Genomic DNA, 25125 nt, shown 5'->3' with positions numbered 1-25125 from the left:
GAACCCCGCGGTCACCATGGTTTGACCGGATCGCTGCACTGATCCAGCCGTGGGGGCCGGAGGACTACCTCGCGGCCGGAGCGCGGGCCATGTACGAGCACGATCTCCTGCGGCGACGTGAGCGCCGTCCTGGCCCCTGCAGCCTCGCCGGCATCGTGTCCGCACCGAACGCCGCGTCCGGCGCGAGATTCGCGTAGTCGACTACTCGGTTCACCCGGCGCAGGTCGCCGTACGGTCGGTCCTGTATCGCATTCGCGAATCGACGAAAGGACACCGAAATGGCTTGGTCGACAACGCCACAGGGGCTTTTTCTCGCCGCTGGTCAGGCGAATCAGTTCTCCTTCTCGTTCGGGGACGTCTGGAAGGGGCCGCAGCTGGCGACGCCGAAACTCGATGCCAGCCAGGGTGGTGGCGGCACGAAGGTCCTGGTGACGCAGTGGCAGGGCACCGCCAACGAACCGGTATTCGGCGGCCCCAGCAGGCAGTGGTATGCGCTCGGCATTCATAACAGTTCGAATTCGGGCATCTGGTTCCATCTCGAAGGAGGCGTACTCGCATGACGACACAGGAATCACCGAAGGTGTCCCACGTGCAGGTCCTGGCGGACGACAGCGGCAGCATTCTCGCCGCCGTCATGCGGACCGCGGGGACGGACGCGATCCCGGACTCGGGTGAGGACGTTGCACCCCAGGTCTCGCTTGTTGCCTCGGAAGGGCAAGCGTTGCACGAAGTCTCCGTTTCCGGGGCTTCGGCGGAGGAGATGTTCGAGTCGCTCGATCAGTGCGTGATTCGGGTCGACGCCGGCGTCCCGACGTTGGTGCGACGCGCGGACGCATAGCCGTCGAGGAATGCGAGGGGAACGCTGGTCCGCGGGCCGGCGGTCCCCGCCCTGCGGCGGGCGAAACCCATCAAATTCCCCTCGAGAGCTACTTTGTCCGCACAAACGGTTGACTTCGCCGCAGGCGCACAGCACTGTCGTAGAGACACCCGCCGCACCGAGTAGTTCCGGAGTCGACCTTGACCAACGTCAACCCCACCGAGATCGCAGTTGCAGTGGCCGGATTCGGCTGGATGGGCCGAGTGCACACCAACGCGTATCTGCGGCAGCGCCACCACTTCCCGGAAGCCCCGACGATCCGGCTGGCCGCCGTCGCCGACGAGGTACCCGGTCGCGCCGAGGAAGCCGCCGCCCAGTTCGGGTTCGGCGCAGCGCTGACGGACTGGCGCGACATCGCCGCGGACGAGAACATCGACGCGGTCAGCATCACCGCACCCAACTTCCTTCACCGCGAGATCGGCGTCGCGATGGCCGAGGCGGGCAAACACATCTGGATCGAGAAGCCGGTCGGGCTCTCGTCCGAGGACGCGAAGGCTGTTGCTGCCGCCGTCGAGAAGGCCGGCGTCCAGTCGACCGTCGGGTTCAACTACCGGCACGCACCTGCCGTCGCGATGGCACACGATCTCATCGCCTCGGGCGAACTGGGCACTATCACGCATTCACGGTTTCGCTTCCTCAGCGACTACGCCGCACATCCGGACGGCGCGCTGAGCTGGCGTTACGAGAACGCGCGGGGTGGGTCGGGCGTGCTGGGCGATCTCGCCTCGCACGGCGTCGACCTGGTCCGGTACCTGCTCGGGGACATCGACGCCGTGGTGGCCGACACGGCCGTCTTCATCCCGCAGCGCGCCGTCCCGACGGGGGCCACCAGCGGGCATGCGCGCGCCACCGGCGGCAGGTTGGGGGCGGTGGAGAACGACGACTTCGTCAGCGCGCTGGTCCGTCTGGCATCGGGCGGGCGGGTGGCACTGGACGCCAGCCGCGTGGCCGTCGGCGAGCAGAACAACTACGGCTTCGAGATCCACGGCACGAAAGGTGCAGTGTACTGGGACTTCCGGCGGATGAACGAACTCGGAACGAGTCTCGGCAGCAGGTACCAGGACCAGCCGGTCACGACGGTCTGGGTGGGGCCCGACGCCGGGGCATACGCCCGCTTCCAGCCGGGTTCCGCGTCCTCGATGAGCTACGACGACCTCAAGGTCATCGAGGGAAACAACTTCATCACGTCGATCGTCGACGGAAAGCCCCAGGGCGCAACGATCGCCGACGCCGTCGCCGCGGCCGAAACCCTCGACGCCATCACGGCATCGGTCGCATCGGGCGCGTGGGTCGGGGTGCGCTGATCCGATCCGCGCCGTGTGGTCGCGGGGTTACGCTTGATCGGTTGGCGGGTCGTTCCCGTACGCGCCCTTCTCCGCGGAGGTTGGTATGAATACCAAACCGTTCGGCACAGGCATTGCGATTCTCGCGTTGACGATTTCGGTGGTTTCGTGTTCGTCGGATACTTCCTCCGACAGTGAGGACAGTTGTGTCCGCGCGAGTGACAGTGAGCTGGATGCGCTTTTCACGAGTTGGAACGATGCACTGGTCTCCGGCGACGCGAGCCGGGTGGCCGCGCTGTACCGGCCGGACGCGATACTGCTACCAACCCTGTCGGTGCCGATCGCCGACACTCCGGAGGAGATAACGGAGTATTTCGTCAACCTGATCAAGGCCGATCCCACGGCCCGGATGGAAGAAAGCTACAAGTATTCGGACTGTGACCTCGCCTACAACGTGGGCCGCTGGGTCATCAACGCCAACGGCCAGGACGTGGCAGCGAGGGTCACGTGGGTGTACCGGTACGAAGACGGAAAGTGGCTGATCGCAAACCATCATTCGTCGGTGAACCCCAGCTGAGGCAACGCGGTGGTGGCCGGCCCGCGAGGTCGGCCACCACCGTCGGTTCAGGACGACTTTGCGCGTTTGCCCGCGACGTACACCTCGGTGATGGACGTCTCGCGGATCCCCATCAGCAGCGCGAACAGGGTCTGATCGCGAGCGAGTTCGGGGTCGGCGGATCGAAAGGCGTTGCGCAGCAACCCGTCGAGTGCAGGCGTGCCCGACGGGTCGACGACGACGAAGTCGGCTTCCTTCCCGACGTCGAAGTTGCCGAACCGGTTCTCCATGTCCAGGGCCCGGGCGCCGCCGAGGGTGCCGATGAACAGCATCTCGGCGGGATGCATCGACACTCCGTCATCACCGGGCTCGGTGATGTGCACCTTGAACGCGTCGCCGAGCACCCGGGGAATCAGCCATTCGTCGCCGCCGCCGAAATCGCTTCCCACGGAGATGGTGACACCCGACGCGACCGTGCGCTTCCACGGCATCGTTCCGGATCCCAGGAACAGCTGCGAGATCGGACAGTGTGAGACCGACGTACCGGTCTCGGCCATCCGCTCGAGCTCGGCGTCCTGGCAGTGCACGCAGTGCGCGAGGATCGTGCGCCTGCCCAGCAGGCTCTTTCCGCCGACCGCCGACCCGGGCAGGAACTTCCCGTCGTAGGTGTCCAGGTACGAGTTCACCTGGTACGTCTCCTTGGTCGAGTCGACCTCGCCGGTGCCGGGACGGTTGTTCTCGTTGAGATGCGAGTGCACATACACCCCGCGGTCGCGCACCTCGTCGTAGAGTTCCCCGAGATTCTTCAAGGTCTCCGTCGTCACCGACAGCGAGAACCGCGGGATGATCGCCACATGGAGCAGCGCGGTGTCGACGTCGCCGGTGTCGGCGCCGTGCCACTTGTCGATCTCCTCGCGGGTGAGCCGGATGGCGTCCTCTTCGGACGTCATCAACGGCTGGGCGGTTTCGTCACCGACGGTTTGAATTCCGCGGCCACTCACGATGCGCAGACCGGCTTTCTGTGTCTCGGTGAACAACGCGTCCTGGGCGTGCGGAAACGCAGAGCCGAACACCATGGCGGCGGTCGTGCCCGCCGAGATGCGCCGGTTGGTGAACTCGACGGCCGCCTGCTGCGCGAACGCCGGGTCGGCGAATTTCGCCTCCGACGGGAACATGCACAGGGTCAGCCACTCCAGAAGTTGCCCGCCGCCGTAGGAGTCGCCGGCGTAGGTCTGAGGGAAATGGACGTGGGTGTCGACGAACCCGGGCAGCAGAAACCCGGGCCGGTGGTCGTACACGGTGCCGGTCTCGTATTCGAACGGGAGCTCGGCGCGGTCACCGCAGAACACGATTCGCCCATCGTCGTCCAGCACCAGGGCGCCGTCGGGTATCGAAACCAGGGCGGCCGCGGCTTCGGTCACTTTCGGCGCGCCTGCGATGTGGAAGATGTGTCCGAGGTGGAGGTGCGTGGCCATGCGTGAACTCCCGTCGAGTGGTAACGGATCATGCGATGAGATAACAGCCCACACCTACAATGCCACCGATCAGACCCGGATCGCGGCCGAACAGACCAAGCCGTCTGCGTTGGATTATGCGCGCCCGGCGGTCAGCGGGCCTCGACGAATCGGCGGACGACCTTGTCCCATCCCAGCGACTCGAGGAGTTCCGCGGCGGCCGCCCGCGAGGTGAGTGGCCGAAGAGCGTCGATGTCGAGGTCGCCGCTGGTGCCCAGGACGTCGTCGAGGCGCAGGCAGTCGACGTAGCCGTAGTCGGACCAGGGTTCGACGTGACCGTCCCAGTCCGCGATGTCGGCGTACGGCCCGCCGAGTCGTAGCTTGCCGCTGCGGTGGATCATCACGTACCGGGGCACCACCTGCATCGTCTCGTCGGCGGTGGCGAGGGTCGTTGCGGGGTCGGCCGCAGGATCCGCGCAGGCGAGCCGACGGTCGTAGGAGGTCGTCTTGACCGTTGCGACCTCGACCAGCGCCCGCACGTAGATCCACCGTGCCCGTTCGATCGAGCCCGCCCACGCCGATTCCTCGTCGGCGCAGGAGAACACGTTCTCGTCGGGGGTCCGGATCAGCAGCCGCGTCCCTACCCGCTCGTGGTCGACGACCAGGTCGCCGTCGACGAGGAACTCGCCGTCGTACTCGCGGACCCCGGTGATCGTCGCGACCGCCAGCACCTCGTCGTCGGGCGCGGTGACGAACAATTCACGTTCGGAGAAGACGCTCTCGGCGTCGCCGGAAAAGGGGCCGCGACCTCTGGTGAAGGCCTCCTGCTGGGTCAGGCCCGCCCGGAACCCTGCTTCGATCGCCCCCAACGGATGATCGCGCATCTCACGCAGGTCGGAGAGTCGAACCCTCAACGTCACAGGTCGTCCTCCCCGTTCATCTCCGGCGCACCGCAGGCCAACTCTATGATCATAGCCGTTGACCTGCGGTGATTCCTCACCTGCACAACCGCTGCCCGCCCAGTAGGGTCGCAGTGACTGTTCGACCGACCGAGGGGGACCGGTGACGGGTTCTGCGTCCGAAAGAATCATCTCGCCTGCCGCACGCGTGTTCTGGGACCGCAGCTTCGCGGATCGTCGCGCCCTGTTCGAGGGCCTTCGTCAGCGGTCGCCGATCGAGTTCCACACCGAAACGGACGGACCGGGCTTCTGGTCGGTCGTCGGCTACGACGACGTGGTGGCGGTGAGCCGGAACCCGGAGGTCTTCTCCTCGGCCAAGGGCTTCACCATCGACGACGTCCCCGTCGAGATCCTCGAGTTCGCCATGTCGATGATCGCGATGGACAACCCCCGGCACCAGCATCTGCGGGGGATCGTGCAATCGGCGTTCACCGCCGCGTCGGTGCGGGGCATCGCCGACAGGGTGCGCGGTCACGCCGCGCAGATCGCCGCCGACCTGCCCCGAGATACGGTGTTCGACTTCGTCCCCGAGGTCGCGACCCGGTTGCCGGTGCAGGTGATCTGCGAGCTGCTCGGGATCCCGGAGAGCGATCGGCCGATGATCCTGGCGGCGGCCGCCGACGTCATTTCCGGGGGTGGGGATCAGGAGTTCGTCACCGCCCCCGGCGGTGCGGCGGGTCTCGGTCAGATCTACGGGTACGCCCTCGAACTGGGCGAGAAACGCAAGGCGGAACCCGGCGACGACCTGACGTCCCGCCTGGTGTCGACGACGGTCGACGGGGAGACCCTCACGCCGACGGAGTTCGGGTCGTTCGTCATCCTGCTGATCACGGCGGGTTACGAGACCACCCGGCAAGCGCTGGCGTGGGCGCTGCACCTGCTCAGCGAGCACCCCGTCCAGAAGCAACTGCTGCTCGCCGACTTCCCCGGCCACATCGACAACACGATCGACGAGGTGATCCGCTTCGCGTCCCCGGTGCCCTACATGCGGCGCACCGCGACCGTCGACACCGAGATCGGCGGCGCCCACATCGCGGCCGGGGACAAGGTCGTCATGTGGTACCTGTCCGCGAACCACGACGAGAACGTCTTCGACGATCCGGACCGGTTCGACATCACTCGCCCGAACGCGGGCAAGCATCTCGGCTTCGGTGCGAAAGACATCCACCACTGCCTGGGCGTGAACCTCGCAAAGCTCGAGCTGCGGGTCATGCTCGAGGAACTGTTCGCCGCCCACCCCGGACTCCACGCGGTGGGCGAGCCGGAGCTGCTGCTCTCCGCATTCGTCAGCGGCATCGCGTCACTGCCGGCCCGGGCAGGCGACCGACCGTGACGTTCACGCAGGCCGGCGACCGGAAATCATGACGAGCGGCATGTCGGTGATGCGCGCTACGGTCGCGTCGTCGAGCTCGATCCGGTCCGCGAGGTCACGCGCCTCGTCGAGACTGATCGAGCGCCCGGCGATCCAGGTGTGGAAAATCGCGAGGTTGACCGCACCGAGAATGCGCGGCGCCTTGTAGGCCTCGACGAACCTCTCGGCATCCTCGAAACTCGTGCTGCGGTCCGCATCCGTGATCAGCAGCGGTCCGCCCGGCTTCAGGACGCGCACGCACTCGGCGAGCCCGGCCTCGCGCGACGACCAGTGCTTGATGGAGCCGTAGCTGATCACGCCGTCGAACGTCTGATCGGCGAAGTCGAGCTTCGTGGCATCGCCCACGTCGAAACGCACCCGGTCGCCGTAGCTGCGCATGCGTTTGGTGGCGCGCTTGATCTGCGCCTGCGACAGATCGAGACCCAGAATGTGCACGTCGGGGCGCTGGTCGGCGATGTACTTGGTGAAGAGCGCCCCGCCCGATCCGACGTCCAGAATGCGGGCGTTCGGGGGGAGATGCGGCAGGAAGTACTCGTCGATGACGCGGCGTGAGCGGTAGACGGCCGGCGCCACGATGGTCTCGTACATCCAGGCGTGCGCCGGTGTGTAGATCGCGGTGATGGGGTCGAACGGTGCCAGCGGCATGGTCGCGCTCCTAGGTGTCCCGGTTTCCCACGGCGCCCGAACCTGTGCGGGTCGACTGTCCGCGCCGTTGTCGCTCATAGAGTAGGGGTTACCTGGCGAACACGCGGTCCGTCTATACGGTTGTCCACCTACACGCGGGCCGGTGTCCAGTCGGGGGTTTCGGTGAGCACCACCTGGTTCAGCAAGTCGGCCGCCCGGCCGACGCCCTCGACCGAACTGACGAGCGCGTCCTCGTGCTCGATGTTGAGCGTGCCGTCGTAGCCGACGGACCGGAGGTTGTAGACGAAGTCGGCCCAGAACCGCTGCCCGTCCGGATGTCCCAGGCCGAGGGTGACGTAGTTCCATGCGCGGTCGTGCGGGGTGGTGATCGGAACGGTGTCGAGCAGTCCGTCGTTGTCGGCGTTCCACCGGTTGATCCGGATGTCCTTGGCGTGGACGTGGAAGATGGACTCGCCGAGCGACCGGATGACGGCGGGGATGTCTGCGCCCATCCACATGAGGTGCGAGGGGTCGAGATTGGCGCCGACGACGTCCGCCCCGGCGCTGTCGATCAGCCGGTGCAGAGTCGACACGTTGTGGACGAGTTGGGCGCCACAGGCTTCGACGGCCAGACGCACGTTCGCGTCGCGCGCGAAGGCGGCGAGTTCCTTCCAGTACGGAATTGCCACCTCCTGCCACTGGTAGGCGAGGATGTCCACGTTCTCCGGCGGCCAGGACGTGGTGATCCAGTTGGGCGACGAGTCACCTTCGGCGCCCGGCAATCCCGACATGAGGACCACTGTCGGGACTCCGAGCGCACTGGCCACCGTGATGGTGTCGCGGACGACTTCGGCCTGCCGCTCCCCGGTGACGGGGTGGAGTTGGTTGCCGTTCGCAGTGAGAGCGCTGAGGGTCAGACCGCGGGACGTGATCTTGCCGAGGAACTCCTCCCTCGCCCCTTCGGACGACACGAGGGCGGGTAGATCGGCATGCGGACTCTCCGACCAGTTTCCCGTGGCGATCTCGACGGACGACAGTCCGTGGGTGCGCGCCAGGTCCAGTGCAGCGTCGAAGGGCAGATGGCTGACCGAGTCGGTGAGTAGTCCGATTTTCATCGCTGTGCACTTCCTGTCGGGGAGACGTCGTACACAACTAGTACGTTCTAGAGTCGCTCTTTGTCAAGACATATGGCCGGCGGCGACGGCGAACCGGGCAAGGTCGTGGACAACGCCTGGCCGTTCAACACCTACGATCGAGACATCAGAGAGCCGAAAGGAGCCGCTCCGTGACTACGAGTACCGAGGGTTCGATCGATCGGCAGTCGGTTGTGCCGTACTACCAGCAGCTGGCGTCCGTGCTGGAGGGTCGGATCTCGTCGGGGGCCATCGCCCGCGGAGCCAAGCTGCCCAGCGAGAACGAGCTTTCCGTCCAGTTCGAACTGTCGCGGGCCACCGTCCGTCAGGCTCTGCAGTTCCTGGAATCTCGCGGAGTTGCTCAGCGAATCCCGAACCGCGGAGTGTTCGCCAGCGCCCCCAAGGACGGCACCGGTTGGGTCATCCAGGGCAAGGAAGGCTTCCTCGAGAATGCGATGGGCCACCAGAACCGGTCGGTGAGCACCCGGGTGCTGCGCTCGGGAACTGCCACGTTTCCCGACCACGTCTGCCAGGCGCTGAATCTGCCGAGCGAGACAGTGGGTTTCGAGTTGGTGCGGGTTCGCTCCCTCGACGGCACGCCCGCGCTGTTCAGTACCAACTACAGCCCGCCGATCCTGACTCCGGTCCTGGCATCCGCGAGCGAGGTGCTCGCCGGCGAGGCGTCGCTGACGACTCTGCTGACGAATGCGGGCTTCAGCCTGGGCGGCGCCAACCGCATCATCCGCGCCGCCAGGCCGACGCCGGAGATCGCCGAGGCGCTGGCGATCGACGCGGACGAGCCCATGTTGTGCATCCGCTCCACGTCCTGGACGCCCGAAGGTCTCCGGTACGACGTCTACGAAACCTGGGTGCGCAGCGACATCATCCCGCTGGAGGTCGACGTGAGCACGGTCGACCTCGGCAACGTGGCCCGCTGATCCGGGATCGGACGTCAGACGCCCGCAGGCGCCAGGACGATGTCGAAACGCGCTCGCGCCCAGGAGCGGTCGCCGAGGCTGCGGCCGTCCGGGGTGGGTGTGCCCGGCGGTTGCTCCGCGAATTCCTTGATCAGTGACTCCTTGACCCCGAAGACGCTGTCGCCGATGTCGATCTGCGGATCGCCGTCGACGAAGATGTGCGTGACCAGGGGGCGCAGACCGTCGGCGGTGACCATGAAGTGCAGGTGCGCCGCACGGACCGGCGACCGGCCCACCGCCTCGAGCATCTTGCCGACCGGCCCGTCGTGCGGGATGGGATAAGGCACCGGTGTCAGACCCCAGAATCGGTACCGCCCTTGGTCGTCGGTGGACAAGTGCGCTCGACCGGCAATTCGATCGTCGGCGTATTGCACGTCGTAGTACCCGTCTTCGTCGCACTCCCACACCTCGATGCGGGCGCCGACAACCGGGTTGCCGTCGGTGTCGGTGACGGTGCCGTCGACCCAGCACGGCTGCCCCGAGGCGCCGCCGGCGATGTCACCGCCGAGCGGGATCTCGGGGGCATCCTCGACGAAGAACGGACCGAAGACCGTCGCGTCGGTGGCGCCTTTGTGGGCCTGGTTGTTGACGGCGATGGTTTGCATGGATGCGCCGAGCACGTCGGAGAGCAGGACGAACTCCTGGCGCTTGTCGTCGGTGATGTGCCCGACCGCGGTGAGGAACTCGATCGCCGTGTTCCATTCTTCTTCCGTCAGGCGCACATCGCGGATGAACGCGTGCAGGTGCCGGGTCAGCGACTGCATGAGCTGCTTCAGTCGCGGATCGGGGGCGGCGTCGAACGACGCGACGACGGTGGCTACGAGTTCGTCCTCGAGCGCCCGCTGCTGCGGGCCGATCGGTTGGGCAGTGTCGGTGATCATGATGGGTGTGCCTTTCACGGTTCGGGGGTCACGCCTGCGTGAGCTGCGCGCAGCAGTGATTCGAGATCGGTGGCGGAAACCTGGCGGGGATTCGAATCGGGGACGACAGGCAGGATCAACTCCACGGCCTCGGGAATCCGCGTCTCGTCGAACCCGTAGTCCCGCAGGGCGCGGGGGGCGGCGAGTGCCGTCCGCAGCGCGTCGAGTCCCGCGACCGCCGTGCCCGTCCCGAACGCCGCGGCGATCCTGCGCTCCGCCTCGGGCGCGGCGGGGGCGTTGAACGCGAGGACGTACGGCAGGACCGTCGCGTGGGTTTGGGCGTGGGGCAGGTCGTACGCGCCGCCGAGGACGTGACAGATCTTGTGGTGCAGACCCGATCCTGCGGAGGCGAACGCGACCGCGGACAGGTACGCGCCGTACAGGGCCTGCTCGCGCCCGCTCACGTCCTGCGGGTCGCTCTTGATGAGGGGAAGTCCCTCGGCAAGCGCCCGGATGCCCTCGGCGGCCAGGGCACGGTTGATCGGGTCGGTGCGCGGCGCCCACATCGAGTCGATGCAGTGGGCCATGCCGTTGAGGCCGGACGCGACCGACAGTGCCACCGGCAGCGACAGCGTCAGGTGCGCGTCGTAGATCACCGTGACGGGTAGCACCCGGTCGTCGACGCCGGTGGTCTTGCGGGCCGCCTCGGTCAGACCCCACACGTTGGTGGCCTCGGATCCCGCGTAGGTGGTGGGCACCGCGACGATCGGCAGTCCCGTCGTCAGGGCGACGGCCTTGGCCAGCCCGGTGGTCGAGCCGCCGCCGATACACACCAGCAGGTCGATCGCGTTGTCCGCCGCAACCGCACGGGCCGATTCGGCGTTGGCGATCGGAACGTGCGGGGCGACGTCGTCGTGGAACACGGCCACATCGATGTGTGTCGTGACCGCCTGGGCAACCCGGGTTTCGGATCGGGATGCGACGACCATGACCCGTCGGGCGCCGAGCCGGGCCACCTCGTCGGCGAGGTTGTCGGCGGCACGTCCCGATCCGAACAGCACCCGCTGTCCGAGCGTGACGTGATCGAAAGTGAGATTCACGGTGGTAGCTCCCTTCATCCGGTCGTGACCGGTGCGCGATCGATGGTGGTCACATGCAGCCCGTCGAGAATCGTGCCGAGTGAGGCCCGCAGCGTCGCCGCGTCGGGGGCGGTGGCCGCGACGTAGAAGTCGGGACGCAGGATCACGAAGTCGGCGCCGATCTCGTCGAACCACCTCCCATAGGTGCCGTCCACGTCGACCACGTCGCAGTCCGCACCCGCCGTCCCGATCCGGACACAGCGTCCGTCCAGACGATTCCACAGTCGGCGCTGCTCTTCGGTGAGCACCTCGACCGGGGATTCGCCACGGCCGATCACCGCCCAGCCTCGGCCCGCGACGTCGTCGAATCGGCCCCGTCGCCCATTCGCCTCCACGACGCCCTGAACGGACAGTTCCCCGGCATGAGCGGTGCCCGAATGCCACAGGCCCGGCCCGAGCGAGGCCATGTCGGTGTCGACCGGGGTGCCGTCGGAGGCGGCGAGTTCGGCGATCATCTGCCGGTCCCGGTCGATCGCGGCGTCGGCGTCGGCAATGCAGATGATCTTGCCGAGGCGCATCGAGAAGTCGATGTAGTGCTGGACGTGCCCCGTGCGTTCGGTCCCGTAGGAATCGAGGACGGCGTCGCCGGACCTGCCCGACAGCACGAGGTCCAGACGCCATGCCAGGGCCACCGAATCCCGCAGGCCCGCGCACATGCCCTCGCCGGCGAACGGCGGCATCTGATGCGCGGCATCGCCCGCGATCAGTCCACGGCCGTTGCGCCAGTTCTCCGCCCACCGTGCCTGAAATCGGTAGACCGCCGATCGCTCGAGTTCGGCGTTGGCCGGAGTGACGCCCCACGGTTCGAGCAGATGCCACGCGGATTGCTCGGAGGCGAGTTCCACGGGGTTCTCCCCGGGCAGCACCATGTACTCCCAGCGGCGGCGGCCGGGGCCGCCCGGGACGATCGTCGTCGGCCGGGCCGGGTCGCACAGCTGCCAGTGCGTCGGGCCGAGGTCGAGACCCGAGATGTCCGGCATGATCATGTCGAGGATCAGCCAGTCGAAGAAGAATCCGTGGTCGGCGTAGTCCAGGCCCAGTGCCGCACGGACAAAGCTGTTGGCACCGTCCGCCCCGACGACGTACTTCGCGCGGATCACCTCGGTGGCCGACTCGCCGTTCGGGCCGGTGACCTGTCCGGTCAGCACGATCCCGTCGTCGTTCTGCTCGAGGCCGGTCGCCAGCCAGCCGCGCAGCATCGTCACGCTCGGCAACGTGGCGGCCACATCACGCAGCCGCTTCTCGAGCGCGGGCTGGGAGAACCAGTACCGCGTGCGCCACCCCGACGCCGCGATGGATTTCCAGTCGACCTCGAGGAGGGTTTCCCCCTCGGCGTTGCGCCAGTAGTAGAGATCGTCGTGGTACTCGACCGCCGGATCGTTGTCCGAGTCGATGCCCAGAATCGCGAGGATGCGGGCGATTTCGTGGTCGTACGTGACCGCGCGGGGCTGCGCGTACGGCGCGGGCCACTTGTCGACGATCGTGACTCGGTGACCGCTCCGGCCGAGCAGTACGGCCAGCAGCGTCCCGACGGGGCCGCAGCCCACCACTGCAACATCGGCGTCGTACTCGAGGTTCGACTGAGCCGTCTGAGGGTCCGTCATTGCACTTCCTCTTCACGAGTGAGCTGGGTCATAGGAATGAAGCAATGGTGACATACTCTTCAATATTGAGCAATGCCTCATTTATGATCCATCGCTCATCCCATGGGCCGTCCGGGTCCGCGCTCGCACGGCGATCGCGTAGCGTTTGCCTGTGCCTGCACCGACGAACAGCTCCGCGACGCCCCCTCCGGCGTCGCGCCACCAGCGCCGGCGCGAGAAGACCCGGGCACGGCTCATCGACGCCGCCCGCACCCTCGTCGCCGAACGCGGCGTCGACGCAGTGGGCCTGTCGGACATCACCGAAGCCGCCGACCTCGGCGCCGGGACGTTCTACAACTACTTCCACTCCCGCGACGAGATCGTCGAGGCCGTCGCCGAGGAATCGATCGAATCACTGGGCGCCAGAATGGATCTGATGACCGCTGGCATGCCCGACGCCGCCGAGGTGTTTTCCTCGTCGCTGCGGCACCTCGTGCGCCATGCGATCAGCGATCCCCTGTGGGGGTGGTTCGTGGTGCGCCTCGGCGTGGCCCACCCCAAGCTCATCGACATCCTCGGCCCCCGGGCCGCCCGCGACCTGCGCAAGGGCGTGGACAGCGGAAGCTTCACGATTCCCGATGTCGAGATCGCCACGGCGTGCGTATTCGGCGCTCTGCTGTCGACCCTCCATCACGTGGTGTCGGCGCCGGCGCAGGACCGCACGGACGAAGTCTTCGCCCAGGCGATGCTGTGCATGGTCGGCGTCGCCCCGGACGAGGCACGGGACGTCGCATCCCGGCCGCTGCCCTCACTCCCGGAGGTTTCGGCCGCCCCGTAGTAGCGCTGACCGGCCCGCCACATGCGCTTCTTCGGTGAGAGGCACTCCGCGACGCTAGTGCGGGCGCGTCTGGGTGAGGAAGGACTCCGGGATGGACGGCCATTCGGGCCGCCAGCGGCCGTGGCGTTGGTCGTCGGCGATCCCGGTGAGGAGTCGGGTGACGAGTTCGCCGCCGTCGGCCACCAGTCGGGGCAGGCCGTATTCGGCGCAGTCGGCGGCAACGGGAATGAGGACCTGTTTCGCGTCCGTGACCCTTCCCGCGGCGGCCAGGCACTGGGCGTGCAGCATCCTCGCCTCGAGGAGGGCCCGCGGTCGCCGCGCTGTTTCGAGTGTCCGGACCACCGCCTCGACCCGGGTGCAGGCTTGGTCGTAGGCGTGGGCGGTCAGGAGCAGCCGGATCTGGGAGTCTTCGTCGATTTCGGTCGTTCGTCTGCTGATGACGGTGGGTTGGTGTTCTGGCGTCGACCGCTCTGTCCGAGAGTGGAATTCGGCGCCCGGTTCCCATCTGCAGCGAATCCGCTCGTTGTCGATCCGCGCGGCGAGCCGCGGCAGTGACAACTTCCGGGCGGTGTCGGCGCCCTCGTCCAACCGCTGCGCGGCCGCGGGCATGTCACCGCGCAGGGCCTTGATCCGGGCTCCGGTGCCGTAACTGGCGAGCATGAAATCCACGACGCCGCCCTCGGCGCCGAGGCGGTAACTGGCATCCAGCAGGCGCTCGGCCTCATCGATCGTGCCCTGCTGATACAGCAGGTCACCGAGCAGGGCCCCGGACAGCTGTGCCGCATACGAGTGGACACCGACGGTGGAAACGGCGAGGTCCCAGGCGGCCCGGAAGTGATCCTCGGCGGCGGTGATGTCGAGGAGTTCGTTGGCGGCGATACCGGCGAAACAGTGCCCGATCATCCCGAAGTGCGGGCCGCGGGTCTGCTGGTGGTAAGGCCGTGCCCAGTTCTGCAGTCGACGGGCGGCGTCGAAGTCGAAGGTGCAGATGTCGGCGAAGGAAGTGACGTCGGCTGCCGCGGCGACGACGAAGGGCGGCAGGGTGTTCGGCCGTGTCAAACATTCGCGGACCTGCTCGCCGGCCCCGTCGATGACGTCGGCGTGGCACCGACCGACATCGGCGATGACTGCCGCCTCCACCCGCAGATCGATTACCTGCGCCTCGGTCAGGGTGTGCTCGGCGAGGGCAGCCTCGACCCGCGCCAGGGCGGCCTGCATCGGCTCGAGCCGGTGCAGCAGGACGTTGGCCCACGCCACGATCAGCTGGAGCCGGGCCCGGTTCTGTGCGAGCAGTGCGGGAAGTTTCGCAACCAGAGCGAGGACCGTCCCCATCTTCGAGCTTTCGATCAGGTTCATCGCGTGCGACTCGATCAGGTCCACGGCACGGTCGTCATCGCCGGCGGCCAGCGCATGATCGACCGCCTCGCCGAGCGCGTGATGGTCGGCGAACCAGTCCGACGCTTTCCGGTGCAATCGTGCGAGTTGCTCGGGTGCGTCGCGCTCGAGCCGGCGTCGGAGAAACTCGGCGAACAGATGGTGATATCGGAACCAGTCTCGGTCGTCGTCGAGGCTGCGCAGGAACAGATCCCGCTCTTCGACCTCCTCGAGCAGCGCCTGCCCGCGGGTCGTGTCGGCAAGGACCCCCGCGAGGTCGCCGCAGATTCGTTCCGGAATCGAGGTGGCCATCAGGAAGTCGAGAAGTTCGGGTTCGAGTGCGCTCAGCACATTCTCGGCAAGGAACTCTCCGATCGCATGATGTCGCCCGGACAGGTGGGCGATCAATTCGCCCGCATCGGATCGGCCGCGGAGCGACAGGGACGCGAGCTGCAGAGCGGCCACCCACCCGTCGGTGGAACGTGTCAGCGCGGCGAGCTCGGAATCGGCCAGCGCGAGTCCGTTCACGTCGACGAGAAACCGGGTGGATTCGTCCAGGTCGAACGCAGGTCCGCGGCGGCGACCTCGACGAGTTCATCGCGAACCTTCATTCGGCCGAGCGGCAGTCCGGATCGGGTCCGGCTGGTGACGATGAGCTGAAGGTGGTGGCAGCCGTTGTCGAGCAGGTAGCCCAGGGCGGCGAGGGTCGCGGAATCGGTGACCCGGTGCCAATCGTCGATCATCACCGCCACCGGCAGCCCTCGGTCGTGCACCTCGTCGACCAGTGAGGTCAGCACGTAGCGGTCGGCGTCGGCCCCGCGGTCCTCCAGTACCTGACCGAGATCGTGACCCAGGGTGGGCTGCACACGCCGGATCGCCTCGATCAGGTGCGCGAGAAACCACACGAGGTTGGTGTCGTCGTTGTCGACGGAGAGCCACGCCACCGCAGTGCCTCCGGCGACGAGCACCTCGCGCCACTGGGCCGCGAGGGTGGACTTGCCGTACCCGGCGGGCGCATGGATGAGTACCAGTCGGCGCCGCCTCGCGGCCCGCAGAGCCTCGAGCAGCCGTGCCCGGCGCACCAGGGCCTTCGGTGCGGTGGGTGGCCGGAACTTCGTCGCCGGAGTCGGCGGCGCGCGCCGCACACGTTGCGTGCCTGCGGGTGTCTCGGTCGGCACGGGCGCCGATTCCGGCGCGACCGCGGGCACGTCGGCGAGCGCTCCGGCCCGGGCCTGAGTGTCGCGCAGCTCGTCGCCGAACTCCGCCGCCGTGTGTGGGCGAGCCGTGGGTTCGGCGGCCATGGCGTGCCCGATCACCGCTGTCACCGCAGCGGGAATGGCCGGATCCCGCAGATCCGGCACCGGCTCGGTGGTGATCCGCACAAACTGGGCGACGAGTTGCTCGCCGCTGCGGCGCTCGAACGCTGCGTGCCCGGTCAGTGCACAGAACAAACTCGCGCCCAGGCTGTAGATGTCCGACGCCGGGGTGGGGCTCTGCCCGGCGAGGACCTCGGGGGCGGTGAACGCGGGCGAACCGGTGATCACACCGGTACCGGTCTCGAAGCCCCCGGGAATTCGGGCGATCCCGAAATCGGCCAACTGCGGGTCGCCGTACTCGGTCAGCAAGATGTTGGCCGGTTTGACGTCGCGGTGCACGACCCCGGCCCGGTGGGCAGCCTCGAGCGCCCCGGCCAACGCGATCCCCAGATTCAGCGTATCGGCCCAGTTCAGGGGGCCGGTGCGGCGGATCGTGGCGTCGAGCGAGCCGTACCGGTGATACGGCATCACGAGGTAAGGGCGGCCCGCCGCGGTGGTGCCCACCTGCAGAACGGTGACGATGTGGGGATGCCCGGACAGCCGGCCCATCGCCCGTTGCTCGCGCAGGAACCGCTCCAGATCCTCTGGCGCCGGGTCCGCGGCGAGTACCTTGACCGCCACCGTGCGGTCCAAATGCGGCTGACGGCATCGGTAGACGACGCCGAACCCCCCGCGGCCGATTTCTTCGAGATCGGTGAATCCGGCGGCTTCCAGCTCTGCTGTGATGTCCCCGGCGTTGTCACGCTGGGTGGCAAACGGATCGAATTCGGCCATCGCACACCCCATCCCGGTCGGCGTCACCACACCGGTGCCAGGCTCGAGTCATCCCGTCGTCGGCGGGCGGGTGATCCCAGAGTATTCCCGCGACCGATACCAGGGGTACCGACCGGGGACGCCGATCGGCGGCATTCGGCGGCATTCGGAATATCGACCTGGTAGGGCAAGAGGTGTTTCACATCGGAACACAGGTGGGTTGGAACATGCTCTTACGTTTGATCCACACGCCGTGGCGGCCGTCACAAGGTCGCCTCGCCGATGCCAAGGGTCACAAGCATCCTCGGCGCCCGTCCTGCTACCACTGAGCCTGCTTCAGGAGAAACACATGACAAGCACGACCTCGTCGCCGCCCGCGATGACTCCCCGTCGCGCGGCGACGGCCGCGCTCCTCGGCAGCGCACTGGAGTACTACGACTTCTTCGTATACGGCGCCGCAGCCGCCCTGGTCTTCAACGTGCTGTTCTTCCCCTCCGGCGACCCCACCGTCGCGCTCATCGCATCGTTCGCCACCTTCGCCGTGGGGTACGTCGCCCGCCCGGTCGGCGCCGTGGTGATGGGACACTTCGGCGACCGGCTCGGCCGCAAACGCGTCATGCTGGCCACCGTCGTGATGATGGGCGTCGCGTCCTTTGCCATCGGGTGCCTTCCGACGTATGACCAGCTGGGCCTGGTCGCTCCGGTACTGCTTGTCGTCCTCCGCATCGTGCAAGGATTCTCCGCGGGGGCCGAATCGGCGGGCGCATCGACGCTGACCGTCGAGCATTCCCCGGTCGGGCGCCGGGGATTCTTCACCAGTTTCGTCATGGTCGGCTACGCCGTCGGCTGCTCACTGGCCACTGTCGTGTTCCTCCCGATCGCGATGCTGCCCCACGACGTGCTCTACACCTGGGGCTGGCGAATTCCTTTCTGGCTCAGCGCCGTAGTCGTCGTCATCACCTACTACGTGCGAAGCCATCTCGACGAAACTCCGGCCTTCACTGAAGCGCGACAAGAAGATCAGGTCCGGAAGCGACCGCTGAACGACGTGCTCACACACCATTGGCGCGACGTGATCCGAGTCGCCGGAGCATCACTGATGGCGTCGATGCAAACCCTGTTCGCCGTGTTCAGCCTCTCGTACGCGACGGCGGTCGGGGTGGATCGAGGCACGATGCTCGCCATCATCTCCGGGGCAATAGCCCTGTCGATCGTCGGCATCCCTGCGGCCGGCTATCTGTCCGACGTCATCGGCCGGAAGCGAACGATGCTGATCGGCGCTGTCGGCGGTGCGCTCAGCATCTTCCCCTACCTGTGGGCGATTTCGACGGCGAATGTCCTGCTGATAACGATCTTCGCGTTCGTCAACATGTCGCTGTTCTTCAGCTGCTACAACGGCGTGTGGACGTCGTTCTTCGCCGAGCAATTCCCGGCACCGGTGCGATTCACCGGTATGGCTGTCAGCAACCAGCTCGGTAACCTCCTTGCGGGATTCGCGCCCCTGATCGCAGCCGTGCTGCTCGGCGCGGGCCCGTCGGGCTGGCTTCCGGTCGCATTCTTCGGTGCGATCGCCACCGGAATCGGTGCGATCGCGGTTATCGGAATGCGCGAGACGTCGAAGACCCCGGCAGAACTCCTCGGCGATCCGAGAGCGGAAGCGCTGATCGGTCAACTGAGCTCGCCCCAACCCGCCACTCCTGCAGCACGCCCTGCAGACGCAACGATGAGCTAGCCCACCGAGAACTCCTGAGTGAACAGACCCCCGACGATTCCACTGTCCGGGGGTCTGTTCATTCGGCCCAGGATCTTCGCGGCACGGGCGTTGTTTTCGCATGCTTTCCACAACGCGCCTCGATTCTCTCGCGCCCGATCGCGCGCAGAAGTTTTCACAAGGTGTTTCACATCGGAACGCAGTTGTGCTGGACCCTGCTCTTACCCTTGATCCAAACGCGGTGGCGGCTATCACATTACGACTGCCGCGGGGGGTAGGACACGGAACGCGGAAGAGAAATCGACCGTCTGACGCAGCAATAGCGCAGCGCCGCTCCGCCCCAACTTCTTTCACCCTTTTTCTTCTTTGCTTCGGAACGACACAGGAGTTCGCCATGCCTGCACAGACCACACCTCAGAGCGTTGACGCCGTCGTTATCGGCGCGGGGTTCGGCGGTATCTACGCCGTCCACAAGTTGCACAACGAGCTGGGCCTCACCGTGGTGGGTTTCGACAAGGCCGACGGCCCGGGCGGCACCTGGTATTGGAACCGTTACCCGGGTGCTCTGTCCGATACCGAGAGCCACGTCTATCGGTTTTCCTTCGACGAGGATTTGCTGCAGGACGGCACCTGGGAACATACGTACATCACCCAGCCCGAGATCCTCGAGTATCTCGAGGGTGTGGTCGACCGGTTCGATCTGCGCCGTCATTTCCGTTTCGGCACCGAGGTCATCTCCGCGGTCTACCTCGACGATCAGGCGCTGTGGGAGGTGACCACCGATTCCGGCGCGGTGTACCGGGCGAGGTATGTGATCAACGCGGTCGGGCTGCTCTCGGCGATCAACTTCCCGGATCTGCCCGGTCTGGACACGTTCGAGGGTGAGACCATCCACACCGCCGCCTGGCCCGAGGGCACCGATCTTGCGGGCCGCCGGGTCGGGGTGATCGGTACCGGTTCCACCGGTCAGCAGGTCGTCACGGCGCTGGCGCCGGAGGTGGAGCATCTGACGGTGTTCGTCCGGACGCCGCAGTACTCGGTTCCGGTCGGCAAGCGTCCGGTGACCGCTGCGCAGATCGATGCGGTCAAGGCGGATTACGACCGGATCTGGTCGCAGGTCAAGGGTTCCTCTGTCGCGTTCGGTTTCGAGGAGTCCACGGTGCCGGCGATGAGTGTCTCGGCGGAGGAACGTCGCCGGGTTTTCGAGGAGGCCTGGCAGCACGGTGGTGGTTTCCGGTTCATGTTCGCCACCTTCGGTGACATCGCGACGGACGAGGAAGCCAACGAGGCGGCGGCGTCGTTCATCCGTGCCAAGATCGCCGAGGTCATCGAGGACCCGGAGACCGCCCGCACGTTGACCCCGACGGGTCTGTTCGCCCGGCGTCCGCTGTGCGATGACGGCTATCACCGGGTTTTCAACCGGTCGAACGTCGAGGCCGTCGGCATCAAGGAGAACCCGATCCGGGAGGTCACCGCCCGCGGTGTGGTGACCGAGGACGGGGTTCTGCACGAGTTGGATGTGCTGGTTTTCGCTACCGGGTTCGATGCCGTGGACGGTAATTACCGGCGGATGGAGATCCGCGGCCGGGAGGGTGTGAACATCAACGATCACTGGGGTGGGCAGCCGACGAGTTACCTGGGGATTTCCACGGCGAATTTCCCGAACTGGTTCATGGTGCTGGGCCCCAACGGCCCGTTCACGAATTTGCCGCCGAGCATCGAGACGCAGGTCGAGTGGATCAGCGAGACGATTGCGTTTGCCGAGCGCAGTGGGCTGCGGGCGATCGAGCCGACGCCGGAGGCGGAGGCGGAGTGGACCGATACCTGCACCGAGATCGCGAATATGACGGTGTTCACGAAGGTCGATTCGTGGATTTTCGGCGCGAACATTCCGGGGAAGAAGCCCAGTGTCCTGTTCTATCTGGGGGGTCTGGGCAATTATCGTGCGGTCCTCGCCGACGTGACCGCCGACGATTACCGGGGCTTCGCGTCTGCGGCCACGGTCGCGGCCTGACACCGTTCATCACCACCACAGGAGAACCACCCATGGGTGTGTACACCACCACCGACCCGGTCACCGGGGACCGGAACGCGCAGTATCCGGAGATCACGGACGCCGAGTTGGACGATCTCGTCGGACGGAGCACCACGGCCTACCGCTCCTGGCGGACCGCGCCGCTGGATCGGCGCCGCGCCGTCCTCACCCGGGCCGCCGAGATCCACCGGGAACAGGCCGACGAGCTGGCCAAGCTCCTCACCCTGGAAATGGGCAAGCCGATCGCGCAGGCCCGAGGCGAGGTGGAGTTGGTGGCCTCGATCTACCAGTACTACGCCGACCACGTGGACGACTTCATGGCGGACGAGCCCCTCGACATCACGGGATCCGGCACGGCCGTCGTCCGCACCGAGCCGATCGGCCCGCTCGTCGGAGTCATGCCGTGGAACTATCCCTACTACCAGGTGGCACGCTTCGCCGCCCCGAACATCGCTCTCGGCAACACGATCATCGTCAAGCACGCCCGGAACTGCCCCCAGTCCGCCCTCGCCATCGAACGGGTCCTGACCGAGGCAGGCCTGCCCGCGGGCGTCTACCTCAACGCCTTCATCTCTTCGGCGCAGGTTGCCGACGCCGTTGCGGATCCCCGCATCCAGGGTGTGTCGCTGACCGGATCCGAGAAGGCCGGGTCCGCCGTCGGCGAGATCGCCGGCAGGCACAGGAAGAAGTGCGTGCTGGAACTCGGCGGCTCTGACCCGTTCATCGTGCTCGCCGACGCCGATGTCGACGCCGCGGCGGCCGCCGCCGTCGTCGGCCGCCTCGGCAACGGCGGGCAGGCCTGCACCGCGTCGAAACGGTTCCTCGTGGAGGAACGTGTGTACGACGAGTTCGTGCGGAAATTCGTCGACGGGATGTCCGGCTGGCAGCCCGGCGACCCGACCAGCCCCGAGGCCAAGCTCGGACCGATGGCGTCGAACTCGGGAGCCGAGGAGCTGGACGAGCTTGTCCAGGAAGCGATCTCACGCGGAGCGGAAGTGCTGTTGGGCGGTGGGCGGCCGGAGGGAGCCTACTATCCGCCCACCGTCCTGACCGGCGTCACACGCGAGATGCGCGCCTTCGACGAGGAACTGTTCGGTCCGGTGGCGGTCGTCCACCGCGTCGGCTCCCTGGAGGAGGCGATCGAACTGGCCAACGACTCCCCGTTCGGGCTTTCGTCGAGCGTGTTCACCTCGAGTCCGGAGAACGCCGACCGCGTCGCCGCGGAACTCGAGACCGGCATGGTGTGGATCAACAGCACCAGCAAGAGTTCGCCCGACCTCCCGTTCGGCGGCGTCAAGGGGTCCGGCGTCGGTCGCGAGCTGGCCCGGTACGGTTTCAACGAGTTTGCCAACAAGAAACTCGTGCGAAACCCGCAGGGGCAGAAGTAATTCAGTCACGGAAAGGAGGCGCTCCGATCATTCCGGAGCGCCTCCCCCCGGGGCTGCGAACGAGGGGAGCAGCGTGGCGACGAGCCGCTTTCCGAATTTGTCGTCCATGGGCGAGCCGCTCAGGAAGAACCGGTAGTAGATGGGGCCGAGCACGAGATCCGTGACCATTTCGGGGTCGAGGTCAGCCCTCAACTCTCCCCTGGAGATACCGCGCTCCACCAGCGCGCTCACGTCCGCCAACCGGTGGCTCACCACCTGCTCCCGGTAGACACGTGCGAGCTCGGGGTCCGCGGCGACCTCCGAGACCAGGCCCTTCATGACCAGGCCCATCAGAGAGGTGCACATGAGTTCGACGGTCCGGTCGACGAGCGCCGTCAGCTCGGTGGCGGTGTCCGCCCGATATGGTTGCGTGCTCACCTCGTCGACCATGTCCAGCAGGACGGCCAGGGCCAGGTCGTTCTTGGACCGGTACCTGCGGTAGATCGTGGTCTTCGCCACTCCCGACCGTGCCGCGACGCCCTCGACGGTCAGGCTTCCGAATCCATTCTCCGCCAGTAGTTCCCGTGTGGCGTCGAGGACCACCCGCTCCGTCCGGGCGCGCCGCTTCTCGTGACCGGATCCTGCGGTCCGGGGCGTTCCACCATCGCTCGCACTCGAGTCCTTCATGTCGACAGCCTTTCCGTAGCCCACCATCGAGTGCTATTATCGCTACGCGACGTATCGTTTTGCAAATTACTCACTTCTTCAGAACCGCTCACGAGGAATACTCATGGCTACAGATCGCTACCAGCGCGGCCTCGACCGCATGATGGAGCTCGTCTCCACCGACCACGCCAACACGTTCGACCACGTCAAGCTCGTGGAGTCCTACAAGAGCCTGGACGCGGACCTGTCCGACTACATCGTCTCCTTCGCCTTCGGCGACATCTACTCCCGCAATGGCCTCACCCAGCAGGAGCAGACGATGGTGACCATCTCCACGCTCGTCGCCCTGGGTACCGAACCCCAGTTGAAGCTGCACATCAACACCGGCTTCAACGTCGGCCTGACCAAGGAGAAGATCGTCGGTGCCCTGATCCACTGCATCCCCTACGTCGGGTTCCCGCGCGTGCTCAACGGCCTCACTCTCGTCAAACAGGTCATGGCGGAGCGCGGCCTCACCGAGGACTGAGAGGTTGCCGCCCGGCACTTCCCACATACATCTCACACTCGAGGAACATTCATGCACTTGATAATTGGGCTCGGACCCATCGGTGGAAACATCGGAGCACACCTCGCCCAGCTCGGGCGGGAGGTGTACGGCTACGACTTCGACGCCGAGCGCGTCCGCGAGTGGTCGGAGCAGAACCGGTCGCCGGCCGGCAGCGACCTGGCGGCCCTGGACTGGCCGTCCGTGGACAGCGTTCACGTCGCCGTGCGGCTGGCAGACCAGGTGTCGTCCGTCTTCGCGGCGCTCCGGGAGCACACCACGCGGCCGCTGACCGTCTTCGTCCACACCACGCTGGCACCGGAAGACGCCCGGAAGATCATGCCCTCGGCCCCGGACGGCTGGCGCGTCTTCGAGGCGCCCGTGTCGGGCGGCCCCCAGGGTGCGCGCCGAGGCTCGATGACCATCTTCCTCGCCGGACCCGACGCCACCCCCGCCGAGGACCGACTGCTGGGCGACATCTCCGGTCGCGTGTTCCGCATGGAGTCCTACGGTCAGCCGGCCCTGGTGAAACTCCTCAACAATGCGCTGGCCACCTACAACCTGGCTGCCACCGCACGGATGCTCGATCTCGCGGAGAATCTCGGAACACCGGCCGCGGGTCTCCTCGAGGTGATCGGAGTGTCGACCGGCCAGAGCTGGATGAGCGACAATCTAGTCGACGTCCAATACGACCTGCTGCTCAAGGACGTCGAGCTGCTCCGCGGCGAAATCGGTGCGCTCCCATCGGGAGATCTCGACGACAGCGTCGAAGAGGCGATCCTGCGGGCGCGTGCACTGTTGGGCGCCCGCTAGGTTCGTCTGCCGCCGAATCCGGCGCTGCCGATCGATCTCGATAGCGCACCTCGCACGCCGGGACCGCTGCAGGTGCGCCCCGCAGCCATTGCCGCCGTCGGCGTCGGATGTAGGGCCTCGACGCCAGCGACAATTGTAGAAGCTGCGACCTGCTGCTTTGTTAGCGTTGCACCGACACCCCTAGGTGATATCGTTGGTGTGATATCGGAGGTGGTCACGGTGGAACAGATCCTGATCCGCAATCTTCCCCCGGGAACCAAAGCGGCCCTGCGGGCGCGCGCTGAGCAGCATCACCGGTCGGTCGAGGCGGAGGTACGCGAGATCCTCGGCGCGGCCCTCGAGCGGGAGCCCGTCACTCTCGTCGACCTGTTGAGCACCGATGAGGGTGCCGACATCGAGTTCGAGCCCGGACGCCTCGGTTTGACCGCCCGAACTGCTGAGTTGTGAAGTACGTCCTGGACACCAACGTCGTGTCCGCGCTGCGGGTTCGGGGCCGTAACCGGCTGGTTGAGGCCTGGGCGGCGTCGGTGCCGGTGGCCGACCAGTTCGTGACGGCCATGACCATTGCCGAGATCGAGCGGGGCGTGGTCGCCAAGGAACGATCCGACCCGAAGCAGGGAGGGATCCTGCGCCGGTGGTTCGACGAGCGGGTCCTGCCCGCCTTCGCCGACCGTGTGTTGCCGTTCGATCTACCGGCCGCACGGGTGCTGGCCACTTACCGGGTGCCCGAGCATGCGCCGTTCGACGACGCTCTCATCGCCGCCGTCGCTCAGGCAGCCGAGATGACCGTGGCGACGCGAAACACCAAACACTTCGACTCGCTCGGTGTCCGATGTGTCAACCCGTGGGACGGAATTCCTGAAGGACCGACGTCGGTGTGAAAGTCCCCCG

22 protein-coding genes and 1 pseudogene are annotated in these 25125 nt (G+C 66.8%); 14 read left to right on the top strand and 9 right to left on the bottom strand.

Going from position 1 to position 25125, the window contains the following annotated elements:
- Nucleotides 1-278 precede the first annotated feature (278 nt).
- From P3H15_RS19940 to P3H15_RS19925, 4 genes are all read left to right on the top strand, one after another.
- Nucleotides 279-560, top strand: coding sequence for a hypothetical protein (locus tag P3H15_RS19940; protein ID WP_276138839.1), 282 nt, complete (start codon nt 279-281; stop codon nt 558-560).
- A complete protein-coding gene (locus tag P3H15_RS19935) occupies nt 557-838 on the top strand; it encodes a hypothetical protein (RefSeq protein WP_276138838.1) in 282 nt (93 codons plus the stop codon). Before P3H15_RS19940 ends, P3H15_RS19935 begins: the two co-directional genes overlap by 4 nt.
- Before the next feature lie 179 nt (nt 839-1017).
- On the top strand, nt 1018-2181 hold the full coding sequence (locus P3H15_RS19930; RefSeq protein WP_276138837.1) for a Gfo/Idh/MocA family protein: 1164 nt from the start codon (nt 1018-1020) through the stop codon (nt 2179-2181).
- A gap of 85 nt (nt 2182-2266) precedes the next feature.
- Nucleotides 2267-2737 carry an SgcJ/EcaC family oxidoreductase gene (locus P3H15_RS19925; protein WP_276138836.1) on the top strand — a complete coding sequence of 157 codons (471 nt, stop codon included), beginning with the start codon at nt 2267-2269 and terminating at the stop codon, nt 2735-2737.
- A gap of 47 nt (nt 2738-2784) precedes the next feature.
- On the opposite strand, the gene P3H15_RS19920 is transcribed toward P3H15_RS19925, so the two are convergent.
- Together P3H15_RS19920 and P3H15_RS19915 are read right to left on the bottom strand one after the other, a co-directional pair.
- Nucleotides 2785-4191 carry a guanine deaminase gene (locus P3H15_RS19920; RefSeq protein WP_276138835.1) on the bottom strand — a complete coding sequence of 469 codons (1407 nt, stop codon included), beginning with the start codon at nt 4189-4191 and terminating at the stop codon, nt 2785-2787.
- A 131-nt stretch (nt 4192-4322) separates the two neighbouring features.
- On the bottom strand, nt 4323-5090 hold the full coding sequence (locus P3H15_RS19915) for a hypothetical protein (protein ID WP_276138834.1): 768 nt from the start codon (nt 5088-5090) through the stop codon (nt 4323-4325).
- A gap of 142 nt (nt 5091-5232) precedes the next feature.
- On the opposite strand from P3H15_RS19915, the gene P3H15_RS19910 reads away from it, so the two are divergent.
- Nucleotides 5233-6462 (top strand): cytochrome P450, encoded by a 1230-nt coding sequence (locus tag P3H15_RS19910; protein WP_276138833.1) that lies wholly within the window; start codon nt 5233-5235, stop codon nt 6460-6462.
- A gap of 3 nt (nt 6463-6465) precedes the next feature.
- Here P3H15_RS19910 and P3H15_RS19905 read toward each other — a convergent pair whose 3' ends face one another.
- Nucleotides 6466-7146 (bottom strand): class I SAM-dependent methyltransferase, encoded by a 681-nt coding sequence (locus tag P3H15_RS19905; RefSeq protein WP_276138832.1) that lies wholly within the window; start codon nt 7144-7146, stop codon nt 6466-6468.
- A 128-nt stretch (nt 7147-7274) separates the two neighbouring features.
- A complete protein-coding gene (locus P3H15_RS19900) occupies nt 7275-8240 on the bottom strand; it encodes a sugar phosphate isomerase/epimerase (RefSeq protein ID WP_276138831.1) in 966 nt (321 codons plus the stop codon).
- Nucleotides 8241-8410: 170 nt separating this feature from the next.
- Here P3H15_RS19900 and P3H15_RS19895 point away from each other — a divergent pair, with 170 nt between their 5' ends.
- Entirely contained in the window at nt 8411-9196 is a 786-nt protein-coding gene (locus tag P3H15_RS19895) for a GntR family transcriptional regulator (RefSeq protein ID WP_276138830.1), read from the top strand.
- A gap of 14 nt (nt 9197-9210) precedes the next feature.
- Here P3H15_RS19895 and P3H15_RS19890 read toward each other — a convergent pair whose 3' ends face one another.
- From P3H15_RS19890 to P3H15_RS19880, 3 genes are read right to left on the bottom strand one after another with little or no spacing between them, the layout of a single operon-like run.
- Nucleotides 9211-10116 (bottom strand): dioxygenase, encoded by a 906-nt coding sequence (locus P3H15_RS19890; protein WP_276138829.1) that lies wholly within the window; start codon nt 10114-10116, stop codon nt 9211-9213.
- 14 nt (nt 10117-10130) lie between these two features.
- Nucleotides 10131-11195, bottom strand: coding sequence for a maleylacetate reductase (locus tag P3H15_RS19885; RefSeq protein ID WP_276138828.1), 1065 nt, complete (start codon nt 11193-11195; stop codon nt 10131-10133).
- A gap of 14 nt (nt 11196-11209) precedes the next feature.
- Nucleotides 11210-12838, bottom strand: a complete 1629-nt coding sequence (locus P3H15_RS19880) for a bifunctional 3-(3-hydroxy-phenyl)propionate/3-hydroxycinnamic acid hydroxylase (RefSeq protein ID WP_276138827.1) — start codon at nt 12836-12838, stop codon at nt 11210-11212.
- A 151-nt stretch (nt 12839-12989) separates the two neighbouring features.
- On the opposite strand from P3H15_RS19880, the gene P3H15_RS19875 reads away from it, so the two are divergent.
- On the top strand, nt 12990-13655 hold the full coding sequence (locus tag P3H15_RS19875) for a TetR/AcrR family transcriptional regulator (RefSeq protein WP_276138826.1): 666 nt from the start codon (nt 12990-12992) through the stop codon (nt 13653-13655).
- A gap of 54 nt (nt 13656-13709) precedes the next feature.
- On the opposite strand, the pseudogene P3H15_RS19870 reads toward P3H15_RS19875, so the two are convergent.
- Nucleotides 13710-17119, bottom strand: a pseudogene (locus tag P3H15_RS19870) (protein kinase).
- 328 nt (nt 17120-17447) lie between these two features.
- Here P3H15_RS19870 and P3H15_RS19865 point away from each other — a divergent pair.
- The 3 genes from P3H15_RS19865 (at nt 17448) to P3H15_RS19855 (ending at nt 22232) form a co-directional block, all read left to right on the top strand.
- The gene (locus P3H15_RS19865; protein ID WP_276138825.1) at nt 17448-18830 is read left to right on the top strand and encodes an MFS transporter; all 1383 of its coding nucleotides are present in this window, start codon (nt 17448-17450) and stop codon (nt 18828-18830) included.
- A gap of 373 nt (nt 18831-19203) precedes the next feature.
- Nucleotides 19204-20823 carry an NAD(P)/FAD-dependent oxidoreductase gene (locus tag P3H15_RS19860; RefSeq protein WP_276138824.1) on the top strand — a complete coding sequence of 540 codons (1620 nt, stop codon included), beginning with the start codon at nt 19204-19206 and terminating at the stop codon, nt 20821-20823.
- Nucleotides 20824-20855: 32 nt separating this feature from the next.
- Nucleotides 20856-22232 (top strand): NAD-dependent succinate-semialdehyde dehydrogenase, encoded by a 1377-nt coding sequence (locus P3H15_RS19855; protein WP_276138823.1) that lies wholly within the window; start codon nt 20856-20858, stop codon nt 22230-22232.
- 27 nt (nt 22233-22259) lie between these two features.
- On the opposite strand, the gene P3H15_RS19850 is transcribed toward P3H15_RS19855, so the two are convergent.
- Nucleotides 22260-22925 (bottom strand): TetR/AcrR family transcriptional regulator, encoded by a 666-nt coding sequence (locus P3H15_RS19850; protein ID WP_276138822.1) that lies wholly within the window; start codon nt 22923-22925, stop codon nt 22260-22262.
- 76 nt (nt 22926-23001) lie between these two features.
- On the opposite strand from P3H15_RS19850, the gene P3H15_RS19845 reads away from it, so the two are divergent.
- From P3H15_RS19845 to P3H15_RS19830, 4 genes are all read left to right on the top strand, one after another.
- Nucleotides 23002-23403, top strand: coding sequence for a carboxymuconolactone decarboxylase family protein (locus P3H15_RS19845; RefSeq protein WP_276138821.1), 402 nt, complete (start codon nt 23002-23004; stop codon nt 23401-23403).
- 51 nt (nt 23404-23454) lie between these two features.
- Nucleotides 23455-24234, top strand: a complete 780-nt coding sequence (locus tag P3H15_RS19840) for an NAD(P)-binding domain-containing protein (RefSeq protein WP_276138820.1) — start codon at nt 23455-23457, stop codon at nt 24232-24234.
- Between the two features lie 219 nt (nt 24235-24453).
- A complete protein-coding gene (locus P3H15_RS19835; RefSeq protein ID WP_276138819.1) occupies nt 24454-24681 on the top strand; it encodes an Arc family DNA-binding protein in 228 nt (75 codons plus the stop codon).
- Nucleotides 24678-25115: a type II toxin-antitoxin system VapC family toxin gene (locus P3H15_RS19830; protein WP_276138818.1), complete on the top strand. Its 438-nt coding sequence runs from the start codon at nt 24678-24680 to the stop codon at nt 25113-25115. The genes P3H15_RS19835 and P3H15_RS19830 overlap by 4 nt, the downstream gene beginning before the upstream one ends.
- Nucleotides 25116-25125 lie beyond the last annotated feature (10 nt).

This window comes from Rhodococcus sp. T2V (assembly GCF_029269925.1).
Taxonomy (GTDB): domain Bacteria; phylum Actinomycetota; class Actinomycetes; order Mycobacteriales; family Mycobacteriaceae; genus Rhodococcus_F; species Rhodococcus_F koreensis.
Note: the sequence above shows the minus strand (reverse complement) of the source record. Positions and strands in the feature narration are given on the sequence as shown.